The 23,640-nt window shown below is 56.8% G+C and carries 19 protein-coding genes; 8 read left to right on the plus strand and 11 right to left on the minus strand.

What is annotated here, in order from left to right:
- The first annotated feature begins 4 nt into the window (after positions 1 to 4).
- From msrA to ACWFTY_RS03230, 3 genes are read left to right on the plus strand one after another with little or no spacing between them, the layout of a single operon-like run.
- A complete protein-coding gene (msrA, locus tag ACWFTY_RS03220; protein ID WP_447525958.1) occupies positions 5 to 538 on the plus strand; it encodes a peptide-methionine (S)-S-oxide reductase MsrA in 534 nt (177 codons plus the stop codon).
- Between the two features lie 9 nt (positions 539 to 547).
- Positions 548 to 1,417 carry a UTP--glucose-1-phosphate uridylyltransferase gene (locus ACWFTY_RS03225; protein WP_447525959.1) on the plus strand — a complete coding sequence of 290 codons (870 nt, stop codon included), beginning with the start codon at positions 548 to 550 and terminating at the stop codon, positions 1,415 to 1,417.
- Positions 1,418 to 1,467: 50 nt separating this feature from the next.
- Complete coding sequence (locus ACWFTY_RS03230) at positions 1,468 to 1,737, plus strand: DUF6726 family protein (protein ID WP_447525960.1); 270 nt, start codon at positions 1,468 to 1,470, stop codon at positions 1,735 to 1,737.
- Between the two features lies 1 nt (position 1,738).
- Here ACWFTY_RS03230 and ACWFTY_RS03235 read toward each other — a convergent pair whose 3' ends face one another.
- From ACWFTY_RS03235 to ACWFTY_RS03245, 3 genes are all read right to left on the minus strand, one after another.
- Positions 1,739 to 2,758, minus strand: coding sequence for a M48 family metalloprotease (locus ACWFTY_RS03235; RefSeq protein ID WP_447525961.1), 1,020 nt, complete (start codon positions 2,756 to 2,758; stop codon positions 1,739 to 1,741).
- A 6-nt stretch (positions 2,759 to 2,764) separates the two neighbouring features.
- Complete coding sequence (locus tag ACWFTY_RS03240; protein ID WP_447525962.1) at positions 2,765 to 3,403, minus strand: LysE family translocator; 639 nt, start codon at positions 3,401 to 3,403, stop codon at positions 2,765 to 2,767.
- 278 nt (positions 3,404 to 3,681) lie between these two features.
- The gene (locus tag ACWFTY_RS03245) at positions 3,682 to 4,572 is read right to left on the minus strand and encodes a LysR substrate-binding domain-containing protein (protein WP_447525963.1); all 891 of its coding nucleotides are present in this window, start codon (positions 4,570 to 4,572) and stop codon (positions 3,682 to 3,684) included.
- A gap of 125 nt (positions 4,573 to 4,697) precedes the next feature.
- On the opposite strand from ACWFTY_RS03245, the gene ACWFTY_RS03250 reads away from it, so the two are divergent.
- The 3 genes from ACWFTY_RS03250 to ACWFTY_RS03260 all read left to right on the plus strand — a co-directional run bounded on the left by ACWFTY_RS03250 (position 4,698) and on the right by ACWFTY_RS03260 (position 7,106).
- Entirely contained in the window at positions 4,698 to 5,414 is a 717-nt protein-coding gene (locus tag ACWFTY_RS03250; protein WP_447525964.1) for a pirin family protein, read from the plus strand.
- 93 nt (positions 5,415 to 5,507) lie between these two features.
- Positions 5,508 to 6,089: an FMN-dependent NADH-azoreductase gene (locus ACWFTY_RS03255; RefSeq protein WP_447525965.1), complete on the plus strand. Its 582-nt coding sequence runs from the start codon at positions 5,508 to 5,510 to the stop codon at positions 6,087 to 6,089.
- Between the two features lie 138 nt (positions 6,090 to 6,227).
- The gene (locus ACWFTY_RS03260; protein WP_447525966.1) at positions 6,228 to 7,106 is read left to right on the plus strand and encodes a mannan-binding lectin; all 879 of its coding nucleotides are present in this window, start codon (positions 6,228 to 6,230) and stop codon (positions 7,104 to 7,106) included.
- Positions 7,107 to 7,201: 95 nt separating this feature from the next.
- Here ACWFTY_RS03260 and rpoC read toward each other — a convergent pair whose 3' ends face one another.
- From rpoC to ACWFTY_RS03280, 4 genes are all read right to left on the minus strand, one after another.
- Positions 7,202 to 11,605 (minus strand): DNA-directed RNA polymerase subunit beta', encoded by a 4,404-nt coding sequence (gene rpoC / locus ACWFTY_RS03265; RefSeq protein ID WP_447525967.1) that lies wholly within the window; start codon positions 11,603 to 11,605, stop codon positions 7,202 to 7,204.
- Between the two features lie 63 nt (positions 11,606 to 11,668).
- Positions 11,669 to 16,063: a DNA-directed RNA polymerase subunit beta gene (rpoB, locus tag ACWFTY_RS03270; RefSeq protein WP_447525968.1), complete on the minus strand. Its 4,395-nt coding sequence runs from the start codon at positions 16,061 to 16,063 to the stop codon at positions 11,669 to 11,671.
- 279 nt (positions 16,064 to 16,342) lie between these two features.
- Positions 16,343 to 18,322 (minus strand): sulfatase-like hydrolase/transferase, encoded by a 1,980-nt coding sequence (locus tag ACWFTY_RS03275; protein WP_447525969.1) that lies wholly within the window; start codon positions 18,320 to 18,322, stop codon positions 16,343 to 16,345.
- A gap of 106 nt (positions 18,323 to 18,428) precedes the next feature.
- A complete protein-coding gene (locus ACWFTY_RS03280; RefSeq protein WP_447525970.1) occupies positions 18,429 to 19,016 on the minus strand; it encodes a TetR/AcrR family transcriptional regulator in 588 nt (195 codons plus the stop codon).
- 123 nt (positions 19,017 to 19,139) lie between these two features.
- On the opposite strand from ACWFTY_RS03280, the gene ACWFTY_RS03285 reads away from it, so the two are divergent.
- Both ACWFTY_RS03285 and ACWFTY_RS03290 read left to right on the plus strand, forming a co-directional pair.
- On the plus strand, positions 19,140 to 19,508 hold the full coding sequence (locus tag ACWFTY_RS03285; RefSeq protein ID WP_447525971.1) for a hypothetical protein: 369 nt from the start codon (positions 19,140 to 19,142) through the stop codon (positions 19,506 to 19,508).
- A gap of 12 nt (positions 19,509 to 19,520) precedes the next feature.
- Positions 19,521 to 20,960, plus strand: a complete 1,440-nt coding sequence (locus ACWFTY_RS03290) for an 8'-apo-carotenoid 13,14-cleaving dioxygenase (RefSeq protein ID WP_447525972.1) — start codon at positions 19,521 to 19,523, stop codon at positions 20,958 to 20,960.
- A gap of 100 nt (positions 20,961 to 21,060) precedes the next feature.
- Here ACWFTY_RS03290 and ACWFTY_RS03295 read toward each other — a convergent pair whose 3' ends face one another.
- The 4 genes from ACWFTY_RS03295 to rplJ form a co-directional block, all read right to left on the minus strand.
- Positions 21,061 to 21,747, minus strand: a complete 687-nt coding sequence (locus tag ACWFTY_RS03295; RefSeq protein ID WP_447525973.1) for a 5'-methylthioadenosine/S-adenosylhomocysteine nucleosidase family protein — start codon at positions 21,745 to 21,747, stop codon at positions 21,061 to 21,063.
- Positions 21,740 to 22,279 carry an adenine phosphoribosyltransferase gene (locus ACWFTY_RS03300; protein WP_447525974.1) on the minus strand — a complete coding sequence of 180 codons (540 nt, stop codon included), beginning with the start codon at positions 22,277 to 22,279 and terminating at the stop codon, positions 21,740 to 21,742. Before ACWFTY_RS03300 ends, ACWFTY_RS03295 begins: the two co-directional genes overlap by 8 nt.
- A gap of 184 nt (positions 22,280 to 22,463) precedes the next feature.
- Positions 22,464 to 22,835: a 50S ribosomal protein L7/L12 gene (gene rplL / locus ACWFTY_RS03305; protein ID WP_447525975.1), complete on the minus strand. Its 372-nt coding sequence runs from the start codon at positions 22,833 to 22,835 to the stop codon at positions 22,464 to 22,466.
- 42 nt (positions 22,836 to 22,877) lie between these two features.
- Entirely contained in the window at positions 22,878 to 23,390 is a 513-nt protein-coding gene (rplJ, locus tag ACWFTY_RS03310) for a 50S ribosomal protein L10 (RefSeq protein ID WP_447525976.1), read from the minus strand.
- Between the last annotated feature and the right edge of the window lie 250 nt (positions 23,391 to 23,640).

The following is a 23,640-nucleotide window of genomic DNA, read 5'->3' on the forward strand; positions in this document are numbered from 1 at the left end:
TTCTATGGCAAAGCAGGAAGCCATTTTTGCCGGTGGCTGTTTTTGGTGCACCGAGGCGGTGTTCAATGACATTGCCGGGGTGAGTTCCGTCGAAAGCGGTTATATTGGCGGAGCCAAGCCCGATCCCACTTATCGAGAGGTCTGTTCCGGTACCACGGGTCACGCTGAAGCGATCAAGATAGGATTTGACGGTGAAGTGGTGAGTTACGCTGATCTGCTCGACATTTTCTTCGCAACCCACGACCCAACCCAGCTCAACCGTCAGGGCAACGATATCGGTACGCAATACCGGTCGGCGATTTTCCCGCTGGATGATGATCAGCGCGCCGAAGCAGAAGCCGGAATAAAGCGGGCTGCAGAAGGCCGCGCGGAACCGATTGTGACCACCATCGAGGGACCTGCGCCCTGGTATGTGGCGGAAGATTATCATCAGCAATATTGGGCTGACGAGGGACGCAGCAACCCTTATTGTGTCGCCACCATCCCGCCAAAACTGCAAAAATTGCGGACCAGTTTCGCCAACAAGTTGAAGGACTAGGACAGACTTATGAAACCGATCAGAAAAGCCGTATTCCCTGTTGCCGGAATGGGAACCCGGTTCCTGCCCGCGACCAAAGTGATGCCGAAGGAACTGTTCCCGATCGTCGACCGCCCGCTTCTGCAATATGCAGTGGATGAAGCGCTGGAGGCCGGAATTGAGCAGATGATCTTCGTCAACGGCCGCGGCAAAGGGATGATCGAGGATCATTTCGATATGGCATTTGAACTCGAGCGCAATATGGCTGATCGGGGAAAAGACCGGTCGGTGCTCGAGGGTACCCGGCTCAAGCCCGGCGACTGCGTCTTTGTCCGGCAGCAGGAGCCATTGGGGCTCGGTCATGCGATCTGGTGCGCGCGGGATATTATCGGCGATGAGCCTTTTGCCATTTTTCTGCCCGACGAATTCATGGTCGGCTCGCCCGGTTGCATGAAGCAGATGGTCAGTGCTTATGAAAAGCTTGGCGGCAATATCGTTTGCGCGCTCGAGATTCCGATCGAGGACACGCCTTCTTATGGTGTTATTGATCCGGGCTATCGCGATGGTCCGATCACCGAGGTAAAGGGGCTGGTCGAGAAACCGGCGGCCGGAACCGCGCCGTCCAATCTGATCCTTCCCGGCCGCTATATCCTGCAGCCAGAAGTGATGCGGATATTGGAAACGCAGGCAGCGGGTGCGGGCGGTGAAATCCAGCTGACCGATGCAATGGCGCAGATGATCGGCCAGCAGCCGTTTCATGGTATGACCTTTGACGGTAAGCGTTACGATTGCGGATCCAAGCAGGGCTATGTCGAAGCCAATCTGGCGATGGCCTTGGCCCATCCGGAAATTGGTGGCGACATAAGAGTGATCGCGGAGAAATTGCTGGCTCAGTCGTGAACCTTTCCGGGCTATCATGACGCCGGACCAAAGTAGCTGAGGAGTATATCATGCGCATATCACCCATATTTTCGGCGGCTCTCATTCCCTTGATATTGTCCGGCTGCGTCAGCAAGATTGTTACCGCACCTTTCCGGGTTGCGGGGACGGTGGTCGAAACCGCGGTGGATGCGACCACCCAGACCCAGTCCGAGAGGGAAGAGGATATGGGGCGCAAGGCGCTCGCCGACCGTAAGAAGCAGCGGGACCTTTGTCTCGATGAAGCGCGCAACAAACAGGAGCGCCGCAATTGCAAGGACGCTTACAAGGACGACGACTGAGTCAGTCGGCCCCGGTCAGCAGCGGCGGCGCATATTTGCCGTCGACAGGTTCCATCGCCGCCATTTTCGCGATTTCTTCTTCGAATAACTGCACCCGCTTTTTCCAGCGATAATGAGTCGAGGCAGAGAAAATCCCCTTGCCATGCTCCTTGCCATAACGGGTCCAGAAGCCGACCGCAGCCTCCGGGTCATAGCCGGCGTTGGCCATCAGCCAGACCGACAACCGGTCTGCCTCGATCTCGGTGTCCTTGATCCGCTGGGCGCTCTTGCCCAATTGCCCGAAAAAGCCGCGATTGACCTGCTGCGAATCGAGCTGGTCTCGGTGTTTCAGCAGATTATGCGCCAGTTCATGCGCGACAACCGCGGCAAATTCGTCATCGCTTAGAAAATAATCGGCAAGGCGCGATGAAACACTGACCATCTTCCCATCGGCGGTTGCACTCCTGTCTGCACTGACCCGGATCTGGAATCGTCCCGGGCATGTCAAAACGGGCTCGATCGGAACAGTCCTGCTGATACCGCCTCGCGAGATGGTCAACTGGACATTGGCGTCGGCAAGGGCATGTTCCAGCAGCCGATTGATCGCCGCAACCCTGCGATAGACCGGCTGTTCGTTGGACAGCTCGGGATCGTCGATTGCTATGTCATCGATGGGCATCGCGTTTATCGCCAGCAGGGTGTCACCCGGAGATAATTCTGCGGATTCGGCAGGACTGTCCGGAGCGACCGCAGTGATTCCTATCGAACCATTGAACCCGAGCGCAAAACGGGCGGTTTCCTGATCGGCATATTGGGCGACATCATTGAGTAGCAAACCGGTCCTGGCAATTTTCTGATCGCAATAGGGTGCATTGGCATCGACCAGTCGATAACCGATCGCATTCATTCGCTGGTCCAGCAGTTGCAAGCCCTTGAGCGCTAAAATCGTTTCGGCGTCGAACCCGTCATCAGGCCCTTCCTGTGCCGACAATGGCGCAGCAGAGACGAGAGCGAGTAGAGAAAACCAGATTCGGATCATCATATATGTCTAACCAGTTGCGCCTTGCGGCAGGTTGAACGCGCTCTGGAGCGCGCTATCTGTGAGGTTCCACCAGGCCAGTATCAGCGCTGCGCCAAGCAATATTGCCGCTGCGATTTTCTGAAACATCGGCTGCGCCTGATCGGCATTGCCGAGATTGCGCGCCTTTGACGCGAGGGCGGCGTAAAAGGTCAGGCCAGTGGTTTCGGTGAACACGGTCAGGCCGGCGAGGATGGCGAATTGCAGCAGCAAATTGCCAGTCGGATCGATGAATGGCGGGATGAACGCGGTATAGAATAGGAGCGCCTTGGGGTTGGACATGTGCACCGCCAGGCCATTGACAAATCCCTTGCCGAAACTGGCGCTTTTCGCCGATTGTCTGGCGAGAGCGCTGGTGCCTCCCCTCAGCATCTGAAACGCCATCCACGCCAGATAGGCGACGCCGATCCAGCGGAGTAGGGCGTAAGCGGTCGGAACGGTGTTGATCAAGGCAATCAAGCCAAAAGCGGTCAGGGCGTACCAGATGAAATTGCCGACATTGACGCCGACAATCGGCCCGAGAGCGCCGCGCATGCCTCCTGCCGGACCATGGGGCAAGGCGTGGCTGACGGTGACCATGGTGGCCGGCCCCGGGGTGAGACAAAACATCAGGTCAGCGATGACAAAAAGGAATATGGTTTCCAGAGGCATTAATATTCGGGCCTGTCTTCCTGATGAACTTTACAAACTTTACAGTGTTAAGGAAAAATATTGCTGTCCTGCAATTTTAGCCAAAAAACGCGCCACCCGGACCATTTGAAATGTCCACCGGCAACAAGCTTGTCGCCATTGGGCTGATCAGTATTTCATTGGTCATCAGGGCAAGATACAAAATCCCGATGATGTAGGACAGCGAAATGAGCTGGTCTCTGTTCCGTTACTCTCGGCTAGCGCAAATTGTCCTTCAGAAAGTCCACCAGTGCGTCCACCCGGGCTGGTCGCAAGCGGGAAGGGGGCATGACTATGTTAATGGCGATATCGCCTATATGGCAACCCGGAAGAATGTTGATCAGGTCGCCGGCATCCAGTGCCTTTCGACAGAGAAAATCGGGCAAATATCCGATTCCCCGTCCGGCAATCAGCGCTGGCAGCATGACATCGCCGTTGTTGCTGCGGAACCGGCATTTGGCGCGCACATTGGTTATCCGGTTATCCGGGCCAGTGACCGGCCACAGCTCGGGACTCAAGGTATTCGAATAGATGAAGCAATCATGATCGCTCAGGTCCGCCGGTGTTTCGGGTTCGCCCTTGCGTTCCACGTAGCTCGGTGCAGCTATGAAATAGCCCGCCATCTTGCGCAGCATGATCGCCCTCAGGCTGCTGTCGGGCAGCGCGCCAATCCGGATTGCGCAATCGAATCCTTCCTCGATCAGGTCGATCCGGGCATCGTTGAGCTGCAGATCAACGGTGATCTCCGGATAAGCGCACATGAAGTCTGCGATGACTGGTGCCAGATGCGAGAGGCCGTAGCTGAGGGGTGCGGCCAGACGTACCTGTCCCTGCAATAGATGGGTTGTATCGCGAGCTGCCTCCATCGCAGCCTCGCCGTCGGTGGCAATCTGCTGGGCATGATGGAGAAGCGATTTGCCTGCGGTGGACAGCGAAATTTTGCGCGATGTGCGGTGGAACAGGACGGTGCCGAGCGACTGTTCGAGTCGGGATATAGCTTTCGAAATGGTCGGTTTGGAGAGCGCCAGTTCCTGCGCGGCGGCGGTAAAGCTGCCGAGCCGGGCAACCGCCGCAAAAATCGCCCATGCTTCATAATCGGGTAAGGCCATGGGCAAATATTAGATCATATATGGAAACAATCAAATTCTATTTTGTCTATTTTGGAAACGAATGGATCATCCTATCTCCATCTCAAGTCGAGCGGAACGAAGTCCGCCCGGAAAGGAGAAAGACGATGATCGAGAAACGTGAATTTAAGGAGCTGGCGCATGTTGACCACGACTGGCTGCAGGCCCGGCATCATTTTTCCTTCGGCAAATATTGGGATCCCGCCCGCATGGGTTTCGGTCCGATCCGGGTCTGGAATGATGACGAGATCAAACCGAGAACCGGATTTCCGATGCACGGCCACAAGGATATGGAAATCATTACTTATGTCCGCGAAGGGGCGATTACCCACCGTGACAATATGGGCAATGAAGGCCGCACCGAGGCTGGAGATGTCCAGGTGATGAGCGCCGGCACCGGCGTGATGCACAGTGAGTACAATCTTGAGGACGAGCAGACCCGTCTGTTCCAGATCTGGATAGAGCCCCGCGCCGCTGGCGGTGAGCCCCGCTGGGATACGAAAGCCTTTCCCAAGGGCGAACGCTCCGGTCAGCTGGAAATACTCGCCAGTGGTTTTGACGAGGATATCGACGGCGGTGCGCTGATGATCGGTGCGGATGCGCGTCTCTATGGCGCTACGCTCAGCGCAGGAAAGACTGTCGATCATCGGGTTGCCGTTGGCGCCCATGTCTATCTGGTCGGCTCTACCGGTCAGGTTCGGGTCAATGGTGAACTGGTGGGGCCTCGCGATTCCCTGGCGATCCGGGGCATCTCGTCGCTGCAGATCGAAGCAATTGACAAGGCCGAATTTGTCTTTGTCGAAGCGTGGGAGCCCCAAGACTAACTCCCCCGCGTCCGGAGGGACGCTCCCTATCCCCCTTGCCCCGGAGCGTCCCTCTCATTTTTGTCTCAAATCCAAACAAAAGGTACCAATAATATGACCCAGTCCAGCAATATCCTTCGTGTTGACGCCAGCGCCCGCAAAGCCGACTCATCTTCTCGCGCCCTGACCGACGCCTTGATCGCAAGGCTGGCACCGGACGAGATCGTCACCCGCGATCTTACCGAGGTCCTGCCCTTCGTGACGGAGGATTGGGTGGGCGCGAACTTCACTGACGAAAGCGAGCGAACCGACGCGCAGAAGGCAGAGCTGGCCTTGTCGGATTCTCTGGTCGATGAACTGGTTGCCGCCGACACGCTGGTGATCGGCACGCCAATCTATAATTTCGCGGTGCCGGCGGCGCTCAAGGCCTGGATCGATCTGATCGCCCGCGCCCGCAAGACGTTTCACTATACCGCCAATGGCCCCGAGGGACTGCTGACGGACAAGAAAGCCTATGTGCTGATCGCATCGGGCGGTACGGAAGTGGGCAGCGATATTGATTTTGCTTCCGGTTATCTGCGCCATATTCTGGCCTTTGTCGGGATCACCGATGTTACGGTTGTCGCGGCGGACCAGCAGATGATGAGGGGCGAAGCGGCGCTCGACCAGGCGCTCCAGAAAGTGACATCGGCCTGATCCGCTCTGGCATCGGCAAGCAGACAGTCCGCCAACCATGCGCTGGCGGACTGCCAGATAAAATCCGAAGAATCTTGATAAGCATGTCCGCTTTGTGCCAACCCGCTTCCGGGTCGCGCCAACAATAGTGGAGAATCCATGCAGTTTCTAAACAGAGCGGTGGCAATGGGCCTGACCGTTGCCGCATTGGGAGCGACATCCCTGACCTTTCCCGACGCAGCGCTTGCCCAGAGGCAGCAACAGGGCGTGAACGGATATAATGTCTCGGAAGTGCGCTTCAATGGCGGGCATTTTCGGAATACCGGCAGGGGAACGTGGACCGAATATGCCGCCGACGGGCGGGTGAAATTCACATTTAACGAGACCGGTCGGGATGACTGGTCGGTCTATCTCAACGATCCATCTCGCAACGTGCAGTTGCAGATCGACATCCATCGCAAATGGATTCTGCTTGGCGACAATGGCGGACCGAAGCGCGACTTCTACCGCATCGCCAGCGCGTATCGCAACGAAGGCCGGGTGCGTGCGCCGTCTCCGGCGCCGCCCGCCGTGACAGATGGACGCAATGTCCAGCAGGTGTTCTTCTCCGGCGGTAGCTTCAAGCAGACCGGCCCGGGGCGGTGGACCGAATATAATGACCGTGGCCAGGCCACGTTCCGTTTCATTGAAACCGGTCGTGACCAGTGGTCGGTTTATCTGGATGACCGATCACGCAATATCCAATTGCAACTGGACCTGCATCGCAAATGGGTCGGCTATGGCCAGAACGGCGGTGCCATGTCCGATCTGTACCGGATCACGTCGAGTTCGCGGCAGGGGACAGTGTCCCGGCCGAGATCGCGCCCGGGCCGTCCTCCGGCCAGCCGGACCCGCGATATCAATGCCGGTCCGATCTGGAACCAGCAGGATGCGCAGAGAAAATGTCCGGCGGTAGCCGCATCGCAGGGCGGTGAATGGACCGGTCAGTGGCGGACCACGGTGCAGGGAAAGATGTCGGTTTGCGAGATACGGTTCTAGCCGATATGATCGCTCTCGTGGCATCAAGATGAAAAAAGGCCCCGCCGGATCGTATCCAGCGGGGCCTTTTTCAATTCAGTTTCGGACCGGGAAGACTATTCGTCTTTGTCGTCTTCAGTCTGAGCAGCTTCGGTGTCGCTTGCTTCGATGCCTTCACCCATGGTTTTTGCCATATGTGAATCGCCTGTTGCAGCTTCATCACCTTGTGCCAATTCGGCAGCATGCTGTTCTTCGGAGCTATCCGCAGCAATCAAGGCTTCCTCGACCGGTGTTTCGCCGAACACGTCCGCAGCGGTTGGCTCGGCTTCGGCAGCAGGAGCAGAAGCCGCGGCATTTGCCACTTCTTCCGCTTTCAGATCAGCCGCAGCCTGCATCGCGTCGAGCATTTTCTGCTGTTGCGCCCGCAGTGCCGCATCGCGGCTGGTTGCGGCGATACGCGCACGGTTCATGCCCGCTCCGGTACCGGCCGGGATCAAACGACCAACGATCACGTTTTCCTTGAGACCGATCAGCTGATCCTTCTTGCCCTCGACAGCCGCCTGGGTAAGCACCCGGGTGGTTTCCTGGAAAGAAGCCGCAGAGATGAAGCTCCGGGTCTGCAAGCTCGCCTTGGTGATACCGAGGAGAACGGGCTTACCGGCAGCAGGTTCCTGCTTCTTGGTCAGCTTGGCGTTATATTCCAGCATCTCTTCGAGATCGATCTGCTCGCCCGGAAGAAGCGTGGTATCGCCGCCGTTGGTGATTTCAACTTTCTGCAGCATCTGACGAACAATCGTTTCAATGTGCTTATCGTTGATTTTCACGCCCTGCAGACGATAGACTTCCTGAATTTCCGAAACGAGATATTCGGCCAGCGCCTCAACCCCGAGAACTTCGAGAATGTCATGTGGATCCGGAGAACCGGAAACGAGGTTGTCGCCCTTCTTGACGAAATCGCCTTCCTGAACGTCGATGACTTTCGTCTTCGGCACCAGATATTCGACTGGTTCGCCCTCTTCCGGAACAATCGCGATCTTGCGCTTCGCTTTGTAATCCCGAACAAATTCAATCCGCCCGTCGATTTTTGCGATGATCGAATTGTCTTTCGGAATACGCGCTTCGAACAGTTCGGCCACACGTGGCAGACCACCCGTAATGTCGCGGGTCTTCGCAGCTTCGCGAGAGACACGTGCCAGTACGTCACCAGCAGCAACCTTGGCACCATCTTCGACGGACAGGGTTGCGCCATTGGCGAGCATATAACGACCCGATTCACCGCTATTTTCATCCAACAGGGTGAGGCGGGGACGCAAGTCCTCTTTATTGGCACCGCGGCCAGAGGCGCGATATTCCATGATCACACGCTGTGCGATACCGGTGGCTTCATCGGTCTGTTCGGTCATCGTCTTGCCTTCGATGACGTCCTGGAACTTGATGACGCCCGGTTTCTCGGTGATCATCGGCATCGTGAACGGATCCCATTCGGCGAGACGATCGCCCAGGTGAACCACCGCGCCATCCTTGATCAGCACGCTGGTACCATAAGGCACCTTGTCGGCAGAACGCTCGCGACCGTCATTGTCGATCACGGCGATGATACCGCTACGCGCCAAGGACAGGAAGCGTCCGTTCTTGTCTTCGATGACCGGCATGTCGCGATATTCGACACGGCCTTCTGCAACCGATTCCAGATTGGACTGCTCGTTGAGCTGTGCCGCGCCGCCGATGTGGAAGGTACGCATTGTTAGCTGCGTGCCTGGCTCACCGATTGACTGTGCCGCGATAACGCCAACCGCTTCACCGATGTTCACCGGTGTACCGCGAGCAAGGTCACGACCGTAGCAGGTGCCACAGACGCCCATTTTGGATTCGCAAACCAGCGGCGAGCGAATGCGCGCCGACTGGATACCGAGCTCTTCGATCACGACGATGGCCGCTTCGTCGAGCAACGTGCCCGACTTGATCACAACGCTGTCGTCTTTGCTGTCGATAATGTCTTCAGCCATGGTGCGGCCAAGGATACGTTCGCCGAGCGATGCGATAACCGAACCGCCCTGGACGATGGCTTTCATCTCCAGTGCATTTTCGGTGCCGCAATCTTCTTCGACAATCGTACAATCCTGAGAAACGTCAACCAGACGACGAGTCAGATAACCCGAGTTAGCCGTTTTCAACGCCGTATCCGCAAGACCCTTACGGGCACCGTGGGTGGAGTTGAAATATTCGAGAACCGTCAGGCCTTCCTTAAAGTTCGAGATAATCGGTGTTTCAATAATCTCGCCCGAAGGTTTCGCCATCAGACCGCGCATACCGCCCAGCTGTTTCATCTGTGCTGGCGAACCACGTGCGCCGGAGTGGCTCATCATGTAGATCGCGTTGATCTCGCGCTCGCGGCCATTTTCGTCCTCTGGCGTCGCAGCCAGCTCGTCCATCATCGCGTTCGCAACCGTGTCACCACAGCGGGACCAGGCGTCGATCACTTTGTTGTATTTTTCCTGCTGGGTGATCAGACCGTCTTGATATTGCTGCTCATAGTCAGCCACCAGTTCACGCGTTTCGGCGACGGTAGCATCCTTGGAGTCGGGAATGATCATGTCATCCTTACCGAAGGAGATACCGGCACGGCAGGCGTGGCGGAAGCCCAGACCCATGATCGCATCAGCGAACAGGACCGTGTCTTTCTGGCCGGTGTGACGATAGACTTGGTCAATCACGTCGCCGACTTCTTTCTTGGTCAGCAAGCGGTTGACGATGTCGAATGGAACCAGATGCGATTTCGGCAGACATTCAGCGATCAGCAGACGACCAGGAGTGGTGTCGAAACGCTTGAGAATCGGCTTGCCGTCTTCATCGGTTTGCGGAACCCGGGTGGTGATCTTGGAGTGCAAGGTCACCGCGCCAATTTCCAGTGCCTGATGCACTTCGGCCATATCAGCCAGCAACATGCCTTCGCCCGGCTCGCCTTTACGATCCATTGTAAGATAATAGATACCGAGAACCATATCCTGCGAAGGAACGATGATTGGCTTGCCGTTTGCTGGTGACAGGATGTTGTTGGTCGACATCATCAGGACACGTGCTTCCAGCTGCGCTTCGAGGCTCAGTGGAACGTGGACCGCCATTTGGTCACCGTCAAAGTCGGCGTTGAAGGCGGAGCAGACCAGCGGGTGAAGCTGGATGGCTTTACCCTCGATCAATACCGGTTCGAACGCCTGGATGCCGAGACGGTGAAGCGTTGGTGCGCGGTTCAGCATCACCGGATGCTCGCGGATCACTTCTTCCAGAATGTCCCAGACTTCCTTGCGCTCTTTTTCGACCCATTTCTTGGCCTGCTTGAGCGTCATCGAAAGGCCCTTGGCGTCAAGGCGCGCGTAGATGAACGGCTTGAACAGTTCCAGGGCCATTTTCTTCGGCAGACCACATTGATGCAATTTCAGTTCCGGACCGGTCACAATAACCGAACGGCCGGAATAATCGACGCGCTTGCCGAGAAGGTTCTGACGGAAACGGCCCTGTTTGCCCTTGAGCATGTCGGACAAGGATTTCAGCGGGCGTTTGTTGGCACCGGTGATGGTACGGCCACGACGGCCATTGTCGAACAACGCATCGACCGATTCCTGAAGCATGCGCTTCTCGTTACGGACGATGATATCCGGTGCGCGCAGTTCCATCAGGCGTTTCAAACGGTTGTTCCGGTTGATGACGCGGCGATAGAGATCGTTGAGATCGGAGGTTGCGAAACGGCCACCATCGAGAGGCACCAGCGGGCGCAACTCGGGCGGGATCACGGGAATGATTTCGAGGATCATCCATTCCGGCTTGTTGCCGGAGTCGATGAAGCTTTCGACCACTTTCAGGCGCTTGATGATCTTCTTTGGTTTCAGCGTCGACTTGGTCGTCCGCAGATCTTCCATCAGATCGTCGCGTTCCTGCTTCAGATCCAGGTCCTGCAGCATGATCTTGACCGCTTCTGCACCGATGCCGGCGGAGAAAGCGTCTTCGCCATATTCATCCTGTGCTTCGAGCATTTCGTCTTCGGTCAGTAGCTGGAATTTTTCCAGAGCGGTCAGGCCGGGCTCGATAACGACATAGCTTTCGAAATAGAGCACACGCTCCAACTGCTTGAGCTGCATGTCGAGCAGCAGGCCGATGCGCGATGGCAGCGATTTCAGGAACCAGATATGCGCGACCGGAGCGGCTAGGTCGATATGACCCATACGTTCCCGGCGAACCTTGGTCACCGTGACTTCAACACCGCATTTTTCGCAGACGATGCCCTTATATTTCATGCGCTTATATTTACCGCACAGGCATTCGTAATCCTTTACCGGACCAAAGATACGCGCACAGAACAGGCCGTCGCGCTCTGGCTTGAAGGTCCGGTAGTTGATGGTTTCCGGTTTCTTGATTTCACCAAAGGACCAGCTGCGGATACGCTCTGGCGAGGCCAAACCAATCTGGATCTGGTCAAATGTTTCCGGTTTTGCGATCGGATTTGCAAAATTTGTTACTTGATTCATGTCTTAATTCCTCTTGGGCTTACGCCCCAAATTTGAAATGCTGCGTGGCGTGAAACTAGCGCTTCACTCCGCCGCTATCGCAATCCCGTCGCCGTCTTCATCATCATCGTCACCAAAGCTGGAGAGTTGGATGTTGAGGCCGAGCGACCGCATTTCCTTGACCAGAACGTTGAAGCTTTCCGGAACGCCGGCTTCGAACGTATCGTCACCCTTGACGATCGCTTCGTAAACCTTGGTCCGGCCGATAACGTCATCGGACTTGACCGTCAGCATTTCCTGTAGCGTGTAAGCCGCGCCGTAAGCCTGCAATGCCCAGACTTCCATTTCCCCGAAACGCTGTCCGCCAAATTGCGCTTTACCGCCAAGAGGCTGCTGCGTGACAAGGCTGTATGGACCAATCGAGCGAGCATGGATCTTGTCGTCGACCAGATGGTGCAGTTTGAGCATGTAGATATAGCCCACGGTCACCTTGCGATCGAACTTGTCACCGGTACGGCCATCATAAAGATTGACCTGACCGCTGCGATCCAGACCTGCCAGTTCGAGCATGTCGGAAATATCGCTTTCATGGGCACCATCAAATACCGGCGTTCCCATCGGGACACCGTGACGCAGATGGCCGACCATTTCGACGATCTCGGCTGTATCACGGCTATCGATATCTTCATGATATTGCTCGCCGTAGATGACCTTGAGCCGTTCCTTGACCGCGTCTGGTGGAGGCGCAGCCTGTGGATCGGGGTTAGCCAATTTCCACTCTTCGAGAGCTTCGGTAACCTGTTGACCCAGACCACGTGCGGCCCAGCCCAAGTGGGTTTCGAAAATCTGTCCGACGTTCATTCGCGAAGGCACACCAAGCGGGTTGAGCACGATGTCAACCGGCGTACCGTCTTCGAGGAATGGCATGTCTTCCTGTGGCAGGATGCGGGAGATAACCCCCTTGTTGCCGTGACGACCGGCCATTTTGTCGCCCGGTTGCAGCTTGCGCTTCACCGCGACGAAGACTTTGACCATCTTCAATACGCCAGGAGCCAGTTCGTCACCACGTTCCAGCTTCTCGCGACGGTCTTCGAACCGTTCGTTGATCAGCTTGATCGCTTCGTCATATTGTTGACGGGTGGCTTCGAAATCGGACTGAACCTGATCATCCTTGACCGCAATCTTCCACCAGTCGACCTGTTCCAGTTCGGACAGGCTTTCCTCGGTGACTTCAGCGCCTTTCTTCATTGGCTTCGGCGCGGAAGTCGCGGTCTGGCCGATCAGCATGTCTTTCAGCGTGTTGAAGGTCGCACGGTTGAGGATAGCGCGTTCGTCGTCACGATCCTTGGTGAAGCGCGAGATTTCTTCGCGTTCGATCGCCAGAGCGCGTTCGTCCTTGTCGATGCCGTGGCGGTTGAACACACGGACTTCGACGACCGTGCCGGCAACGCCGGGCGGCAGACGCAGCGAGGTGTCGCGAACATCAGACGCTTTTTCACCAAAGATGGCGCGGAGAAGTTTTTCTTCCGGCGTCATTGGCGATTCACCCTTGGGCGTGATCTTGCCGACGAGAATATCGCCAGGTTCGATTTCCGCACCAATATAGACAATGCCCGCTTCGTCGAGGTTGCGGAGCGCTTCCTCGCCGACATTGGGAATGTCACGGGTGATGTCTTCTGGGCCAAGCTTGGTGTCGCGGGCCATGACTTCAAATTCTTCGATATGGATCGAGGTGAAGACGTCGTCTTTCACGATCCGTTCGGAGATGAGGATACTATCCTCATAATTGTAGCCATTCCAAGGCATGAAGGCGACGAGGCTGTTCTTGCCCAGTGCCAATTCGCCCATATCGGTGGATGGACCGTCAGCAATCGTGTCGCCCTGCTGGACGATTTCGCCAACTTTCACCAGCGGACGCTGGTTGATGCAGGTGTTCTGGTTGGAACGCTGGAATTTCTGCAGCGTGTAGATGTCCACGCCGGACCGTCCAGCTTCGACAGCGCCCGATGCGCGGATGACGATACGGGTGGCGTCCACCTGATCGACGATACCGGCGCGTTTCGCGGCAATCGCAGCGCCAGAGTCGCGGGCCACGGTTTCTTCCATGCCGGTTCCGACAAACGGTGCTTCGGCTTTCACCAGCGGCACAGCCTGACGTTGCATGTTCGATCCCATGAGCGCGCGGTTGGCGTCATCGTTTTCCAGGAACGGAATGAGCGAGGCGGCAACAGACACCAGCTGTTTCGGGCTAACGTCCATCAGGGTGATGATATCGCGTGGCGCCATCAGGAATTCGCCAGCCTGACGCGAGGAAACGATTTCCTCAACGAAGCTGCCGTCTGCGGTCAGTTCGGCGTTTGCCTGAGCCACGGTATGCTTCTGCTCTTCCATGGCGGAGAGATAGACAACATCGTCGGTAACCTTGTTGTCGACGACTTTCCGATATGGCGTTTCGATGAAACCGTACTGGTTGACGCGACTGAACGATGCCAGCGAGTTGATCAGACCGATGTTCGGTCCTTCAGGCGTTTCAATCGGGCAGATACGGCCATAGTGGGTCGGGTGAACGTCGCGGACTTCAAAGCCGGCACGTTCGCGGGTCAGACCACCGGGGCCCAACGCTGACACGCGGCGTTTATGGGTGACTTCCGAAAGCGGGTTGGTCTGATCCATGAACTGCGACAGCTGCGAGGAGCCGAAGAATTCGCGAACGGTAGCAACCGCAGGTTTCGCATTGATCAGATCGTTCGGCATCACGGTGGATACGTCAACGCTGCTCATGCGCTCCTTGACGGCACGCTCCATGCGGAGAAGGCCGACGCGATACTGGTTTTCCAGCAATTCGCCAACAGAACGGACACGACGGTTGCCGAGGTTATCGATGTCATCGACTTCGCCCTTGCCGTCCTTCAGATCGACGAGGGTTTTGACGACTGCGAGAATGTCTTCCTTGCGCAGGATGGTATAATCAGCCGGCGCATCCAGTTCGAGACGCATGTTGAGTTTGACGCGGCCAACGGCGGAGAGGTCATAGCGCTCCGGATCGAAGAACAGGCCTTCGAACAAAGCTTCTGCGGTTTCGCGCGTTGGTGGTTCACCAGGGCGCATGACGCGGTAGATGTCGGACAGCGCGCCGTCACGGTCTTCAGCCTTGTCGACCTTCAGCGTGTTGCGGATCCACGGACCGGTTGTGACATGGTCGATGTCGAGCAGTTCGAGCGCATCGATGCCGGCATTATCAATCTTCTCGAGATTTTCTGCGGTTACTTCGTCGCCGGCTTCGATGTAAATCTCGCCGGTTTTCTCGTTGATCAGATCAAAGGCACTGTAACGGCCGAAAATTTCCTCGGTCGGAATGACGATGTTTTTCATGCCATCGGATTCGGCCTTTTTCGCGGCGCGCGGCGTGATCTTGGTGGTTGCTTCAAAAACGACTTCGCCGCTCTGTGCGTCGACGATGTCAAAGGTTGGCTTCAGTCCGCGCCATTGCTCGGCTACGAAAGGAATGGTCCAGCCGTCTTTCGCGCGCTTGTAGACAATGCGTTCGTAGAACAGGTTGAGGATATCTTCTTCCGAATAGCCCTGCTTGACGATCTTGACGATTTCAGCGCTCTTGGTGCGGCCTTCGTCTTCGATTTTGCCGCCATTGAATTCGATCGCACCCATGGGTTCGCGGATCGTGATCAGATTGCCTTCGATTTCAAGAATTTCGGCAGGCTGCTTCATGCCGCCGACACGAACCATTTCACCGACTTTGAAATCAGGCTTCTTTTCTTTGACTTCAAGAATGGCATCACCAAGCGAACGCAGCAATGCGGTCACCGGCAGCTTGCGCTTGCGGTCAATACGGACGTTGACGATGTCTTTGGCGTCAAATTCAAAGTCGAGCCATGAACCGCGGTAAGGAATAACGCGGGCAGCGAAGAGGAATTTGCCGGACGAGTGGGTCTTGCCGCGGTCATGGTCAAACAAGACACCGGGCGAACGGTGCATCTGGCTGACAATGACGCGCTCTGTGCCGTTGATGACGAACGTGCCGTTCTTGGTCATCAAAGGCATGTCGCCCATATAAACGTCTTGTTCTTTGATATCGAGAACCGAGCGTGCTTCTGTTTCGGGATCGACTTCAAATACGATCAGGCGAAGGGTGACCTTCATCGGCGCAGCATAGGTGATGCCCCGCTGACGGCATTCTTCGACATTATATTTGGGATCTTCGAGCTGATAGTTGACGAAGTCCATTTCGGCGGTACCGGCAAAATCGCGGATCGGGAAAACGCTGCGCAGCGTCTTCTCGAGGCCAGACACATATCCGATCGAGGGATCAGAACGCAGAAACTGTTCATATGATTCGCGCTGAACTTCGATGAGATTCGGCATTTCGATGACTTCGTGAATATCGCCGAAGATTTTGCGAATGCGTTTCTTGCGGGTGGGGGTCGGAGCCGTCGTTTTGACCGAAGCTGCTTGGGTAGCCATATAATTTTGCCTTCTCGCCATCGCCGGAAAACCGGCGGAAAATCAATTTATGGAGGCGCTTCAAGACAACAAAAGCCGCATGTCTCCCAAAGTGGGAAACTGCAGCTTTTTAGCGTCCTGAAAACCGTGCAAATTTCATTTCTTCTGGCGCGCCGCGCGACTGCACGCCCTGTCTCGAAATCTGTGGTGAGCGCGGGATATAGGGAGATGCGGGCTTTTGGTCAAGGGGGCGTATCGGAGATTGTCTGCGCCGGAGACGTTATATTGCGACAATCGCGATCAATCGCTCTGCTGGTTCGCTCTGTTTTGCCATCGTGCCGAGCCCCAGGTACGGATCAGGCGATTGACGCGTTCGTTGAAAGCGCCGTTCAGCTTGCGGACATTTGCGCATTGCTTCTTCTCGACCATGCAGGCCTCGCCGGTGTCGAGCCGCAACGATGTAATCTTCGATGCGCCTTCCGCAATGCCGATTTGCGTCGCTCGCTGGAGATCGCCGACGGTCATCAGCACCGGTTTTGCCGCGATATCCGGTTTCTCGTCCTTGAGCAGCGATAATATGATGGCGCGATAGTCGCTCATGCCAATAGGGCCGTCGACGGTGACACCCGGGCGGTTGGTGACCAGAAATGTGCCGTTCTGGCGGATATTGATATTGTGGCCATGGCCCAGAAAGCCGTCTTCAAACAGGTCTTCGCCATGATCGCCGGTTATGACAACGACGCTATCGTCCCATATGCCATCCCGCTTGAGCCGGGAAACCAGCTCGCCCAACTGCTGATCCGAATAATAGACCGCGTTCCAGTAGGTCTGCTGCAGTTGATCCCGGTTGCCGGCGCTGATCTCGGACCGGGGCAAAGGCCTGTCGGTCAGGTTGAGCGGCATGCCCTTGTGAAAATAGGGAAAATGCGGAGACTGGAAATTGAAATAGAGAAATTGCGGCTGCTCCCATTTTGATGGCTGCTGATAATGTTCTGCAAAGGCTTTGAGCAGATGCTTCTCGTCGATCAGGATCGAACCTTGGGCGCCGTTGCTGAAGGCGCGCAGATGTTTCAATTTGTCGCCGTCGATAAAGACATCGGCATTCTCTCGCATGCCGACCGTCTGGGAGATGCCGCCGAAATCTTCCGGCTGGCCGGAGAAAACAGATATTTCATAGCCGCTGGCTTTGAGCTCGCGGAACAGCGAGGGCGATCCGTCTGCCGGTTGCAGGGCTCCACCAAAAAGCGATTTGAGCGAGGCGGTGGTAAAGCCGACATGGCTGAAAGCCGGAGAGACAAGGCTGCCTGATTTTGCGATGGCTTCCAGATTCGGCGCAACCGGCTTGCCGTTGATCCGCTTGCCGATCACATCATAGCGCGCGCTCTCCATGATGATCAGGACGAGGTGAGGGCGCTTGCCGGATATCAAGGTGATTGGCGGTTGCGGTGCAATCGGCGCCAGCTGCAGATCGCCGCCATAGCCATCCTCGTCGATGCCGTTGGCGGGAATATCCAGCGCCAGCGGATAGCGCGAACTGTTGAACGGGTGGCGATCCGGCATGCTGGAAATCCAGCCATAGCCGTCCTGGTCAAAATCGGTCAATTTGTTTGCGGTTTCTGTGAACAGCCCCCAGGCGAGGGTACGGTTCAGGCCATTTTGCACGTCGGTAGAAGCCGTGGGCACAGCGATAGCGAGGAGCAAAGTGGAGACAAATAGACCGACGAAGAGGCGACCATGGGCCGGCCATCTGAGATGACTGGCGCGGACCGGGGACTTTCGGGTTAACAGCCGGAATATATAGATATAGGCGATCAGACCCAGAACCAGCGCGGCGACACCGAGGAATATTTCGTTGGACGCAAAAAGCAGCGCATCGGTCAGGCTGCCGCCACCGAGATTGGTCATCAGCGCAAAGCTCATCGTATCACTGAAATATTGATGCAGCTGGAAGGTCAGGGCGAGCAGCAGCACATAGCCGCCACCCACGATCGTCACGAGAAAGAACAATGGTGGCCAGGACTTATTGCTTCGAAACAACCGGACGATGATCCACCATATGCCGATGATCAGCAGCGCAATGGAAGAAATATAGCCCGTAAGGAAGAGACAGCGCTCGGTCAGCGTATCAACCGCCTGAGACTGGCCAAAACCGCCGGTGAACAAGCCATATTTACGGTCGGCGAGCGCGAGTTCCAGCGCCGCTAAAACGCATATCAGGCCAAAAACGACCACATAATGGAGCTTTCCCTGCCGATCGTTTGTGTTGAAAAAAATTGTCATTCGCTTTGTTGTGATTCCCGCTTGTGGCTCGCACTCGAGAGCTAGCAGAAGCAGGTAAAAAGCAGGTTAAGTACAATGGGATAGTCGGAGCTGGTCGAGAGATAATTCAGCAGTCTCTGAAGTCCGTCATCAACACGACTTTGCGGACCATCACCGGATCATAGGCCACCTGGCCGTCGAGGATCAGCATGGCGAGCCCGTGGACCAGCGACCATGCGTGGAGCGCAGCGGCGGCGCGTTGGTCCTTTGACATTTCGTCCGGCATGGTCGCGGCGATGCCGGCGCGGAGCTGGAAGAAGGCTTCGCCCATGGCGGAGGGATCATCGGCGGCGAGATCGACCTGACCGACGCGGTTGTAGATCAGCCGCAGCAGGGCGGGGTTTTCGACCGCCCATGTGACATAGGTGATACCCACTTCGGCGAAGCCGTCGTGGCCACCACCGGCTTTCGCGGCAGCTTCCGCCTGGTTCCTGCCGAGCCGGTTGAGGCCCTCCAGCGCCAGGGCATCGAGCAAGGCATCCTTGTTCGGAAAATGGCGGTATAGCGCGGTTGCCGAAACCCCTAGATCGCGGGCGAGAGCGCGCAATCCGAGATCGGGCTGTTCCTGACTTTCCAGCCGCTCCATCCCCATTTGCAGCGCCGCTGCGCGCAGGTCGCCGTGATGATAGGGCGCGTTCATCGGAAGGCCTGACATTGGAAGATTTGGAAGCATGTTTTGCTTGCTGGAACTCTTATGTTGACACTGTTATCATTGCTCGTCATGTTAACAGCATAAACATCGCGAGTCGATTTGCCAAGGCGGAAGGAAGCTTCATCAATGCCGATTTATGCAACCATCGTTGCGCTGCTTGGGCTGATCGTCGCGATTGCCCATTCGGTGCTTGGCGAACGGGTCATACTCGGGCCGCTTTATAGAGAACGGACGACCGGTCTGCTGGCAGCCAAGGCGATGCGCGACATTATCCGGGCGGTCTTTCATATACCGTCGCTGGCCTGGGCGGGGCTCGGCATAGCGGTGCTGCTCAACCGTCTGCAGTCCGGCAGCGATCTGCTGCCGATCGTCGCCGCCGTTATTTTTGCGCTGTCCGGAGTCGCCAACATCGCCGCGCTCCGCCGGCCGCATCCCGGCGGGCTCATTTTGCTGGCAATGGCAATCACCACTATCGCCGATATCCGTTTCAACTAGGAGGAACTATCCATGGCTTCTGTAATCGAAAAAACCATCCGCGCCGCCGTCACCCCGGTGATGGGCGCCGTTACGAATTTCAACCGCAAGCGGCTGGCCACGCCCGAGGGCGGGCATCCCTATCTGACCGGTGTCCACAAGCCGATGACCGAGGAACTGACGCTGGCCGATCTGAAGGTTGAAGGCGAAATTCCGGCGCAGCTCGACGGACGCTATCTGCGGATCGGGCCCAATCCGGCCAGCGCGCCTGATGAAGGCAGCTACCACTGGTTTGTCGGCGACGGCATGGCTCACGGTGTCCGGATCGCAGGGGGCAAGGCCGAGTGGTATCGCAACCGCTGGATCCGCTCGAACAAGGTCAGTGATGCGCTTGGTGAAGAGCGCAAACCCGGTGCCCGCAATCCGCGGACCGATACTGCCAATACCAATATCATCGGTCTCAACGGTCGGACCTTTGCAATTGTCGAAGCGGGCGGTTTTCCGGTGGAACTGACCGACGAACTCGACACAATCGCGCATAATCCGTTCGACGGGACGCTCGACCACGCCTTTTCCGCGCATCCCCATTTTGATCCCAAAACCGGCGAAATGCATGCAATTTGCTACAATGCTTCTACATTTGATACCGTTTGGCACGTAGTTTTGGACAACGATGGCAGAGTCTCCCGGCAGGAACCGATTGCGGTCAAGGAAGGGCCATCGATCCACGATTGCCAGATCACGGAAAAATATGTGCTGGTGTTCGATCTGCCTGCGGTATTCTCGATGAAGCGGATGCTGGCCGGTTTTGAATTTCCCTATGACTGGAATCCCGAGCACGGCGCCCGGGTCGGTCTTTGCCCGCGCAACGGGTCCGGTGCTGACACCATCTGGTGCGATGTCGAACCCTGCTATGTCTATCATCCGGCTGGCGCGTTCGAGACCGAAGACGGCAAGGTGATCGTCGATGTCGTGGTGCACGAAAGCACCTACGCACGGACGACCTTTGGCCCCGGCGGCGAATGGTCGCGGCTGGAACGCTGGACCGTCGATCCGGTGGCGAAGAAAGTCGACCGCAAGATTCTTGACGACCGGCCGCAGGAATTCCCGCGCTATGACGAGCGGACGGCGACCCAGCCTTATCGCTATATCTATGACATCGCGCTGGCGGGACGCCCCGACGAGCTCGATATGGCGGGCACCGAGTTGTTCAAACATGATCTGGAGAGCGGCGACAAGCTGGTGCGCGATTTCGGTGCTGGTCGTCATCCAGGTGAATTTGTGTTCGTGCCGCGCTCAGCGGATGCGGCAGAAGACGAAGGCTGGCTGATCGGTCTGGTGATCGATGCAGCGAAAGACACAACCGAGCTGCAAATCCTCAACGCGGATGATTTTCTTGGAGCACCGCAAGCTGTAATCCATCTGCCGCATCGCATTCCGCCGGGATTTCACGGCAATTGGGTGGCGAGCTAGACTTTCCTGCTGCTGGAGATCCGTCCGCGGCGGTCCTTCGACAAGCTCAGGACGAACGGGTTGAGGTCTGAATAGACAAGCTCAGAACCGGCGGGGCCGGCTAAAGCAATTCTAAAAACCGTGCTGCCTCACTGGCGGCGCGGTTGGCGGCCCGCTCGAGATTGGCGTGAAAGTCGCCGGAACTGTCGCTGTTGGCGCCGTCGGTTACTGCCTTGATCCCCGCCCACGGGATGTCGAGCAGAGCTGCAATCTGGGCTACCGCGGCAGTCTCCATGTCGACCAGATCGGCTTTGAGCACATCGCGCAAATAGCCGGAGCGGTCGGGGCATTTCACAAAACAGTCGGCGGTCGCGATCCGCGCCCGGGGCAGGGCGAGGGCTTCGGGCATCGGATGGGAGGTGAAGGGTTTCCAGTCCGGCGGGCCAATCGGCCAGGCACCGGCGTTATAATGGGTGAAGCCGTCATGCTCGCCGAATTTTTCGAGCGTGCCATAGTCGGCCTGCAGCGACTCGCTGAGATAGAAACAGTCGCCCTCGCTGCTGCTGACATGGCCAGCGGTGCCGATCACCAGCAACAGGTCCGGCCGGAACTGGCTGTGCATATAGAGGGCGGCGGCACCGGCGTGGACCTTGCCGATACCGGAGCAGAGGACCGAAACCCGCTTTCCAGCATGTTCGAGCTGGCGGATGGCGCCCAGCGGGCTGTCGATGCGCGTTACCGAGCTGTCGCGCTGGAAGGCATCCGCCTCGTCCTGTACACCGGTGATGATCGCGATATGGTCAATCACCGGCAAAGGCCATCAGGGCGGTTGGTTTCACTCCGGCGGCGGCGAGTTTCTGCGCGCCGCCGAGATCGGGCAGGTCGACGATGAACAGCGCCTGTTCGACAATGGCGCCCTGTCCGCGCAATAGCTCCACACCGGCCATGGCTGTGCCGCCGGTAGCGATCAAGTCATCGACCAGCAGCACGCGCTGGCCGGGCTGGATCGCATCGACATGCATCTCTATCCGGTCGGTGCCATATTCCAGTGCATAGTCGATGCTAACCGACTTGCCCGGCAATTTGCCCGGCTTGCGCAGCATGATCTTGCCCTTCTCCAGCGCGTAGGACATCGCTGCCGAAACGATGAAGCCGCGTGCCTCTATGCCCGCGATCAGGTCGAAACTGTCCGGATCGACCAGCGCGACCATCCGGTCAATCGTCTGGCGAAAAGCGGGGCCGTCGAGCAGCAGGGTGGATACATCGCGAAACTGGATGCCCGGCTTTGGATAGTCGGGGATCGTCCGCACGAGATCGATCAGGTCCTGATTTTCGGTCATCTTGTCCCCCGGAAGCACGAACCGTTCTAGTCGCGCAGCGGTTGGGCCGTGTCAATCATTGTGCAACAAAAGCGAGTCGGGGTGAGATGAGGCTAGCGGGCGCGGGCTCCATGGCTGATGTCATAAAAAAGGGGCGGTTTCCGAACCGGAAACCACCCCAAATTTTTGCAATAAACCGTCAGGCTTATTTGAGTTCGACGGTACCGCCGGCTGCTTCGATCTTCGCTTTGATTTCTTCAGCTTCGGCTTTGTTAACGCCTTCTTTGACGGCCTTAGGCGCGCCTTCGACGAGGGCTTTGGCATCGGTGAGGCCCAGAGCGGTAATCGCACGGACTTCCTTAATTACCTGGATTTTCTTGCCGCCGTCGCCGGTCAGGATTACGTCAAATTCGGTCTGCTCTTCAGCAGCTTCGCCAGCAGCAGCCGCTGGACCAGCAACTGCAACAGCAGCGGCAGCAGAAACGCCCCACTCTTCTTCAAGTGCCTTGGACAGTTCAGCCGCTTCCATGACGGTGAGTTTCGAAAGTTCTTCGACCAGTTTTGCAATATCAGCCATTTTAAATACGCTCCAATTTTCTAAATATTTGAAAAGTTAAATTCATTCACCCGTAGCAGCATAAGCGCTGAGTACGCGTGCAACACTGGTTGCCGGCTCGACAAGAACCCGAGCGATTTTCGTTTGTGGTGCAACAAGCAATCCAACAATCGTTCCGCGCAGTTCATCAAGCGAAGGCATGGCAGCCAGAGATTTTACGCCAGCTTCGTCAAGAAGGGTGTCGCCCATTGCGCCGCCAACGATTTCCAAACGATCGTTGGTTTTTGCAAATGCCACTGCGATTTTTGCAGCAGCCACCGGATCATCCGATGTGGCAAGTGCGACCGGACCCGTCAGCATATCTGCTATCGGGGCATAGTCGGTTCCTTCCAGAGCCAGCTTGGCAAGGCGGTTTTTAGAGACTTTGAAGCTTGCGCCTTCGTCCCGCATTTTCGTCCGCAGCTCGGTAGATTGAGCCACAGTCAGACCCAGGTTGCGTGTTACCACGACAACACCGGCGTCTTTGAAAATAGCGTTCAGAGCGACAACCGCTTCGGTCTTTTGACCACGATCCATATTTTGCTCCTTCACGTGGACTGCGTTTTGACGCGCAGTCCTTACTAGTAACCGTCATCCCCGCGAAGGCGGGGATCTCGACAGGCCAGGAAACGTCCCGGACCATCGAGGCCCCTGCCTGCGCAGGGGTGACGAGCGAAAGAATTAGCCTGAGCCAATTCCATATAATCCGAAGGGGGGTTTTGGTCGCTCTGCCGCGTTGTAAAAACGCTGGCTGCGTGCCCGTGTGTCTCCACACGAAAAAACTGAT

Source organism: Parasphingorhabdus sp. NYA22 (assembly GCF_976973735.1).

Coding starts and splice junctions, on each gene's coding strand:
- rplJ (WP_447525976.1), bottom strand. CDS start 23,390: ATGGATCGTGGTCAAAAGACCGAAGCGGTTGTCGCTCTGAACGCTATT.
- ACWFTY_RS03260 (WP_447525966.1), top strand. CDS start 6,228: ATGCAGTTTCTAAACAGAGCGGTGGCAATGGGCCTGACCGTTGCCGCA.
- ACWFTY_RS03235 (WP_447525961.1), bottom strand. CDS start 2,758: ATGATGATCCGAATCTGGTTTTCTCTACTCGCTCTCGTCTCTGCTGCG.
- ACWFTY_RS03245 (WP_447525963.1), bottom strand. CDS start 4,572: ATGGCCTTACCCGATTATGAAGCATGGGCGATTTTTGCGGCGGTTGCC.
- ACWFTY_RS03280 (WP_447525970.1), bottom strand. CDS start 19,016: ATGTCAGGCCTTCCGATGAACGCGCCCTATCATCACGGCGACCTGCGC.
- msrA (WP_447525958.1), top strand. CDS start 5: ATGGCAAAGCAGGAAGCCATTTTTGCCGGTGGCTGTTTTTGGTGCACC.
- rpoC (WP_447525967.1), bottom strand. CDS start 11,605: ATGAATCAAGTAACAAATTTTGCAAATCCGATCGCAAAACCGGAAACA.
- rpoB (WP_447525968.1), bottom strand. CDS start 16,063: ATGGCTACCCAAGCAGCTTCGGTCAAAACGACGGCTCCGACCCCCACC.
- ACWFTY_RS03285 (WP_447525971.1), top strand. CDS start 19,140: ATGCCGATTTATGCAACCATCGTTGCGCTGCTTGGGCTGATCGTCGCG.
- ACWFTY_RS03225 (WP_447525959.1), top strand. CDS start 548: ATGAAACCGATCAGAAAAGCCGTATTCCCTGTTGCCGGAATGGGAACC.
- ACWFTY_RS03230 (WP_447525960.1), top strand. CDS start 1,468: ATGCGCATATCACCCATATTTTCGGCGGCTCTCATTCCCTTGATATTG.
- ACWFTY_RS03255 (WP_447525965.1), top strand. CDS start 5,508: ATGACCCAGTCCAGCAATATCCTTCGTGTTGACGCCAGCGCCCGCAAA.
- ACWFTY_RS03290 (WP_447525972.1), top strand. CDS start 19,521: ATGGCTTCTGTAATCGAAAAAACCATCCGCGCCGCCGTCACCCCGGTG.
- rplL (WP_447525975.1), bottom strand. CDS start 22,835: ATGGCTGATATTGCAAAACTGGTCGAAGAACTTTCGAAACTCACCGTC.
- ACWFTY_RS03240 (WP_447525962.1), bottom strand. CDS start 3,403: ATGTTTTGTCTCACCCCGGGGCCGGCCACCATGGTCACCGTCAGCCAC.
- ACWFTY_RS03275 (WP_447525969.1), bottom strand. CDS start 18,322: ATGACAATTTTTTTCAACACAAACGATCGGCAGGGAAAGCTCCATTAT.
- ACWFTY_RS03250 (WP_447525964.1), top strand. CDS start 4,698: ATGATCGAGAAACGTGAATTTAAGGAGCTGGCGCATGTTGACCACGAC.
- ACWFTY_RS03300 (WP_447525974.1), bottom strand. CDS start 22,279: ATGACCGAAAATCAGGACCTGATCGATCTCGTGCGGACGATCCCCGAC.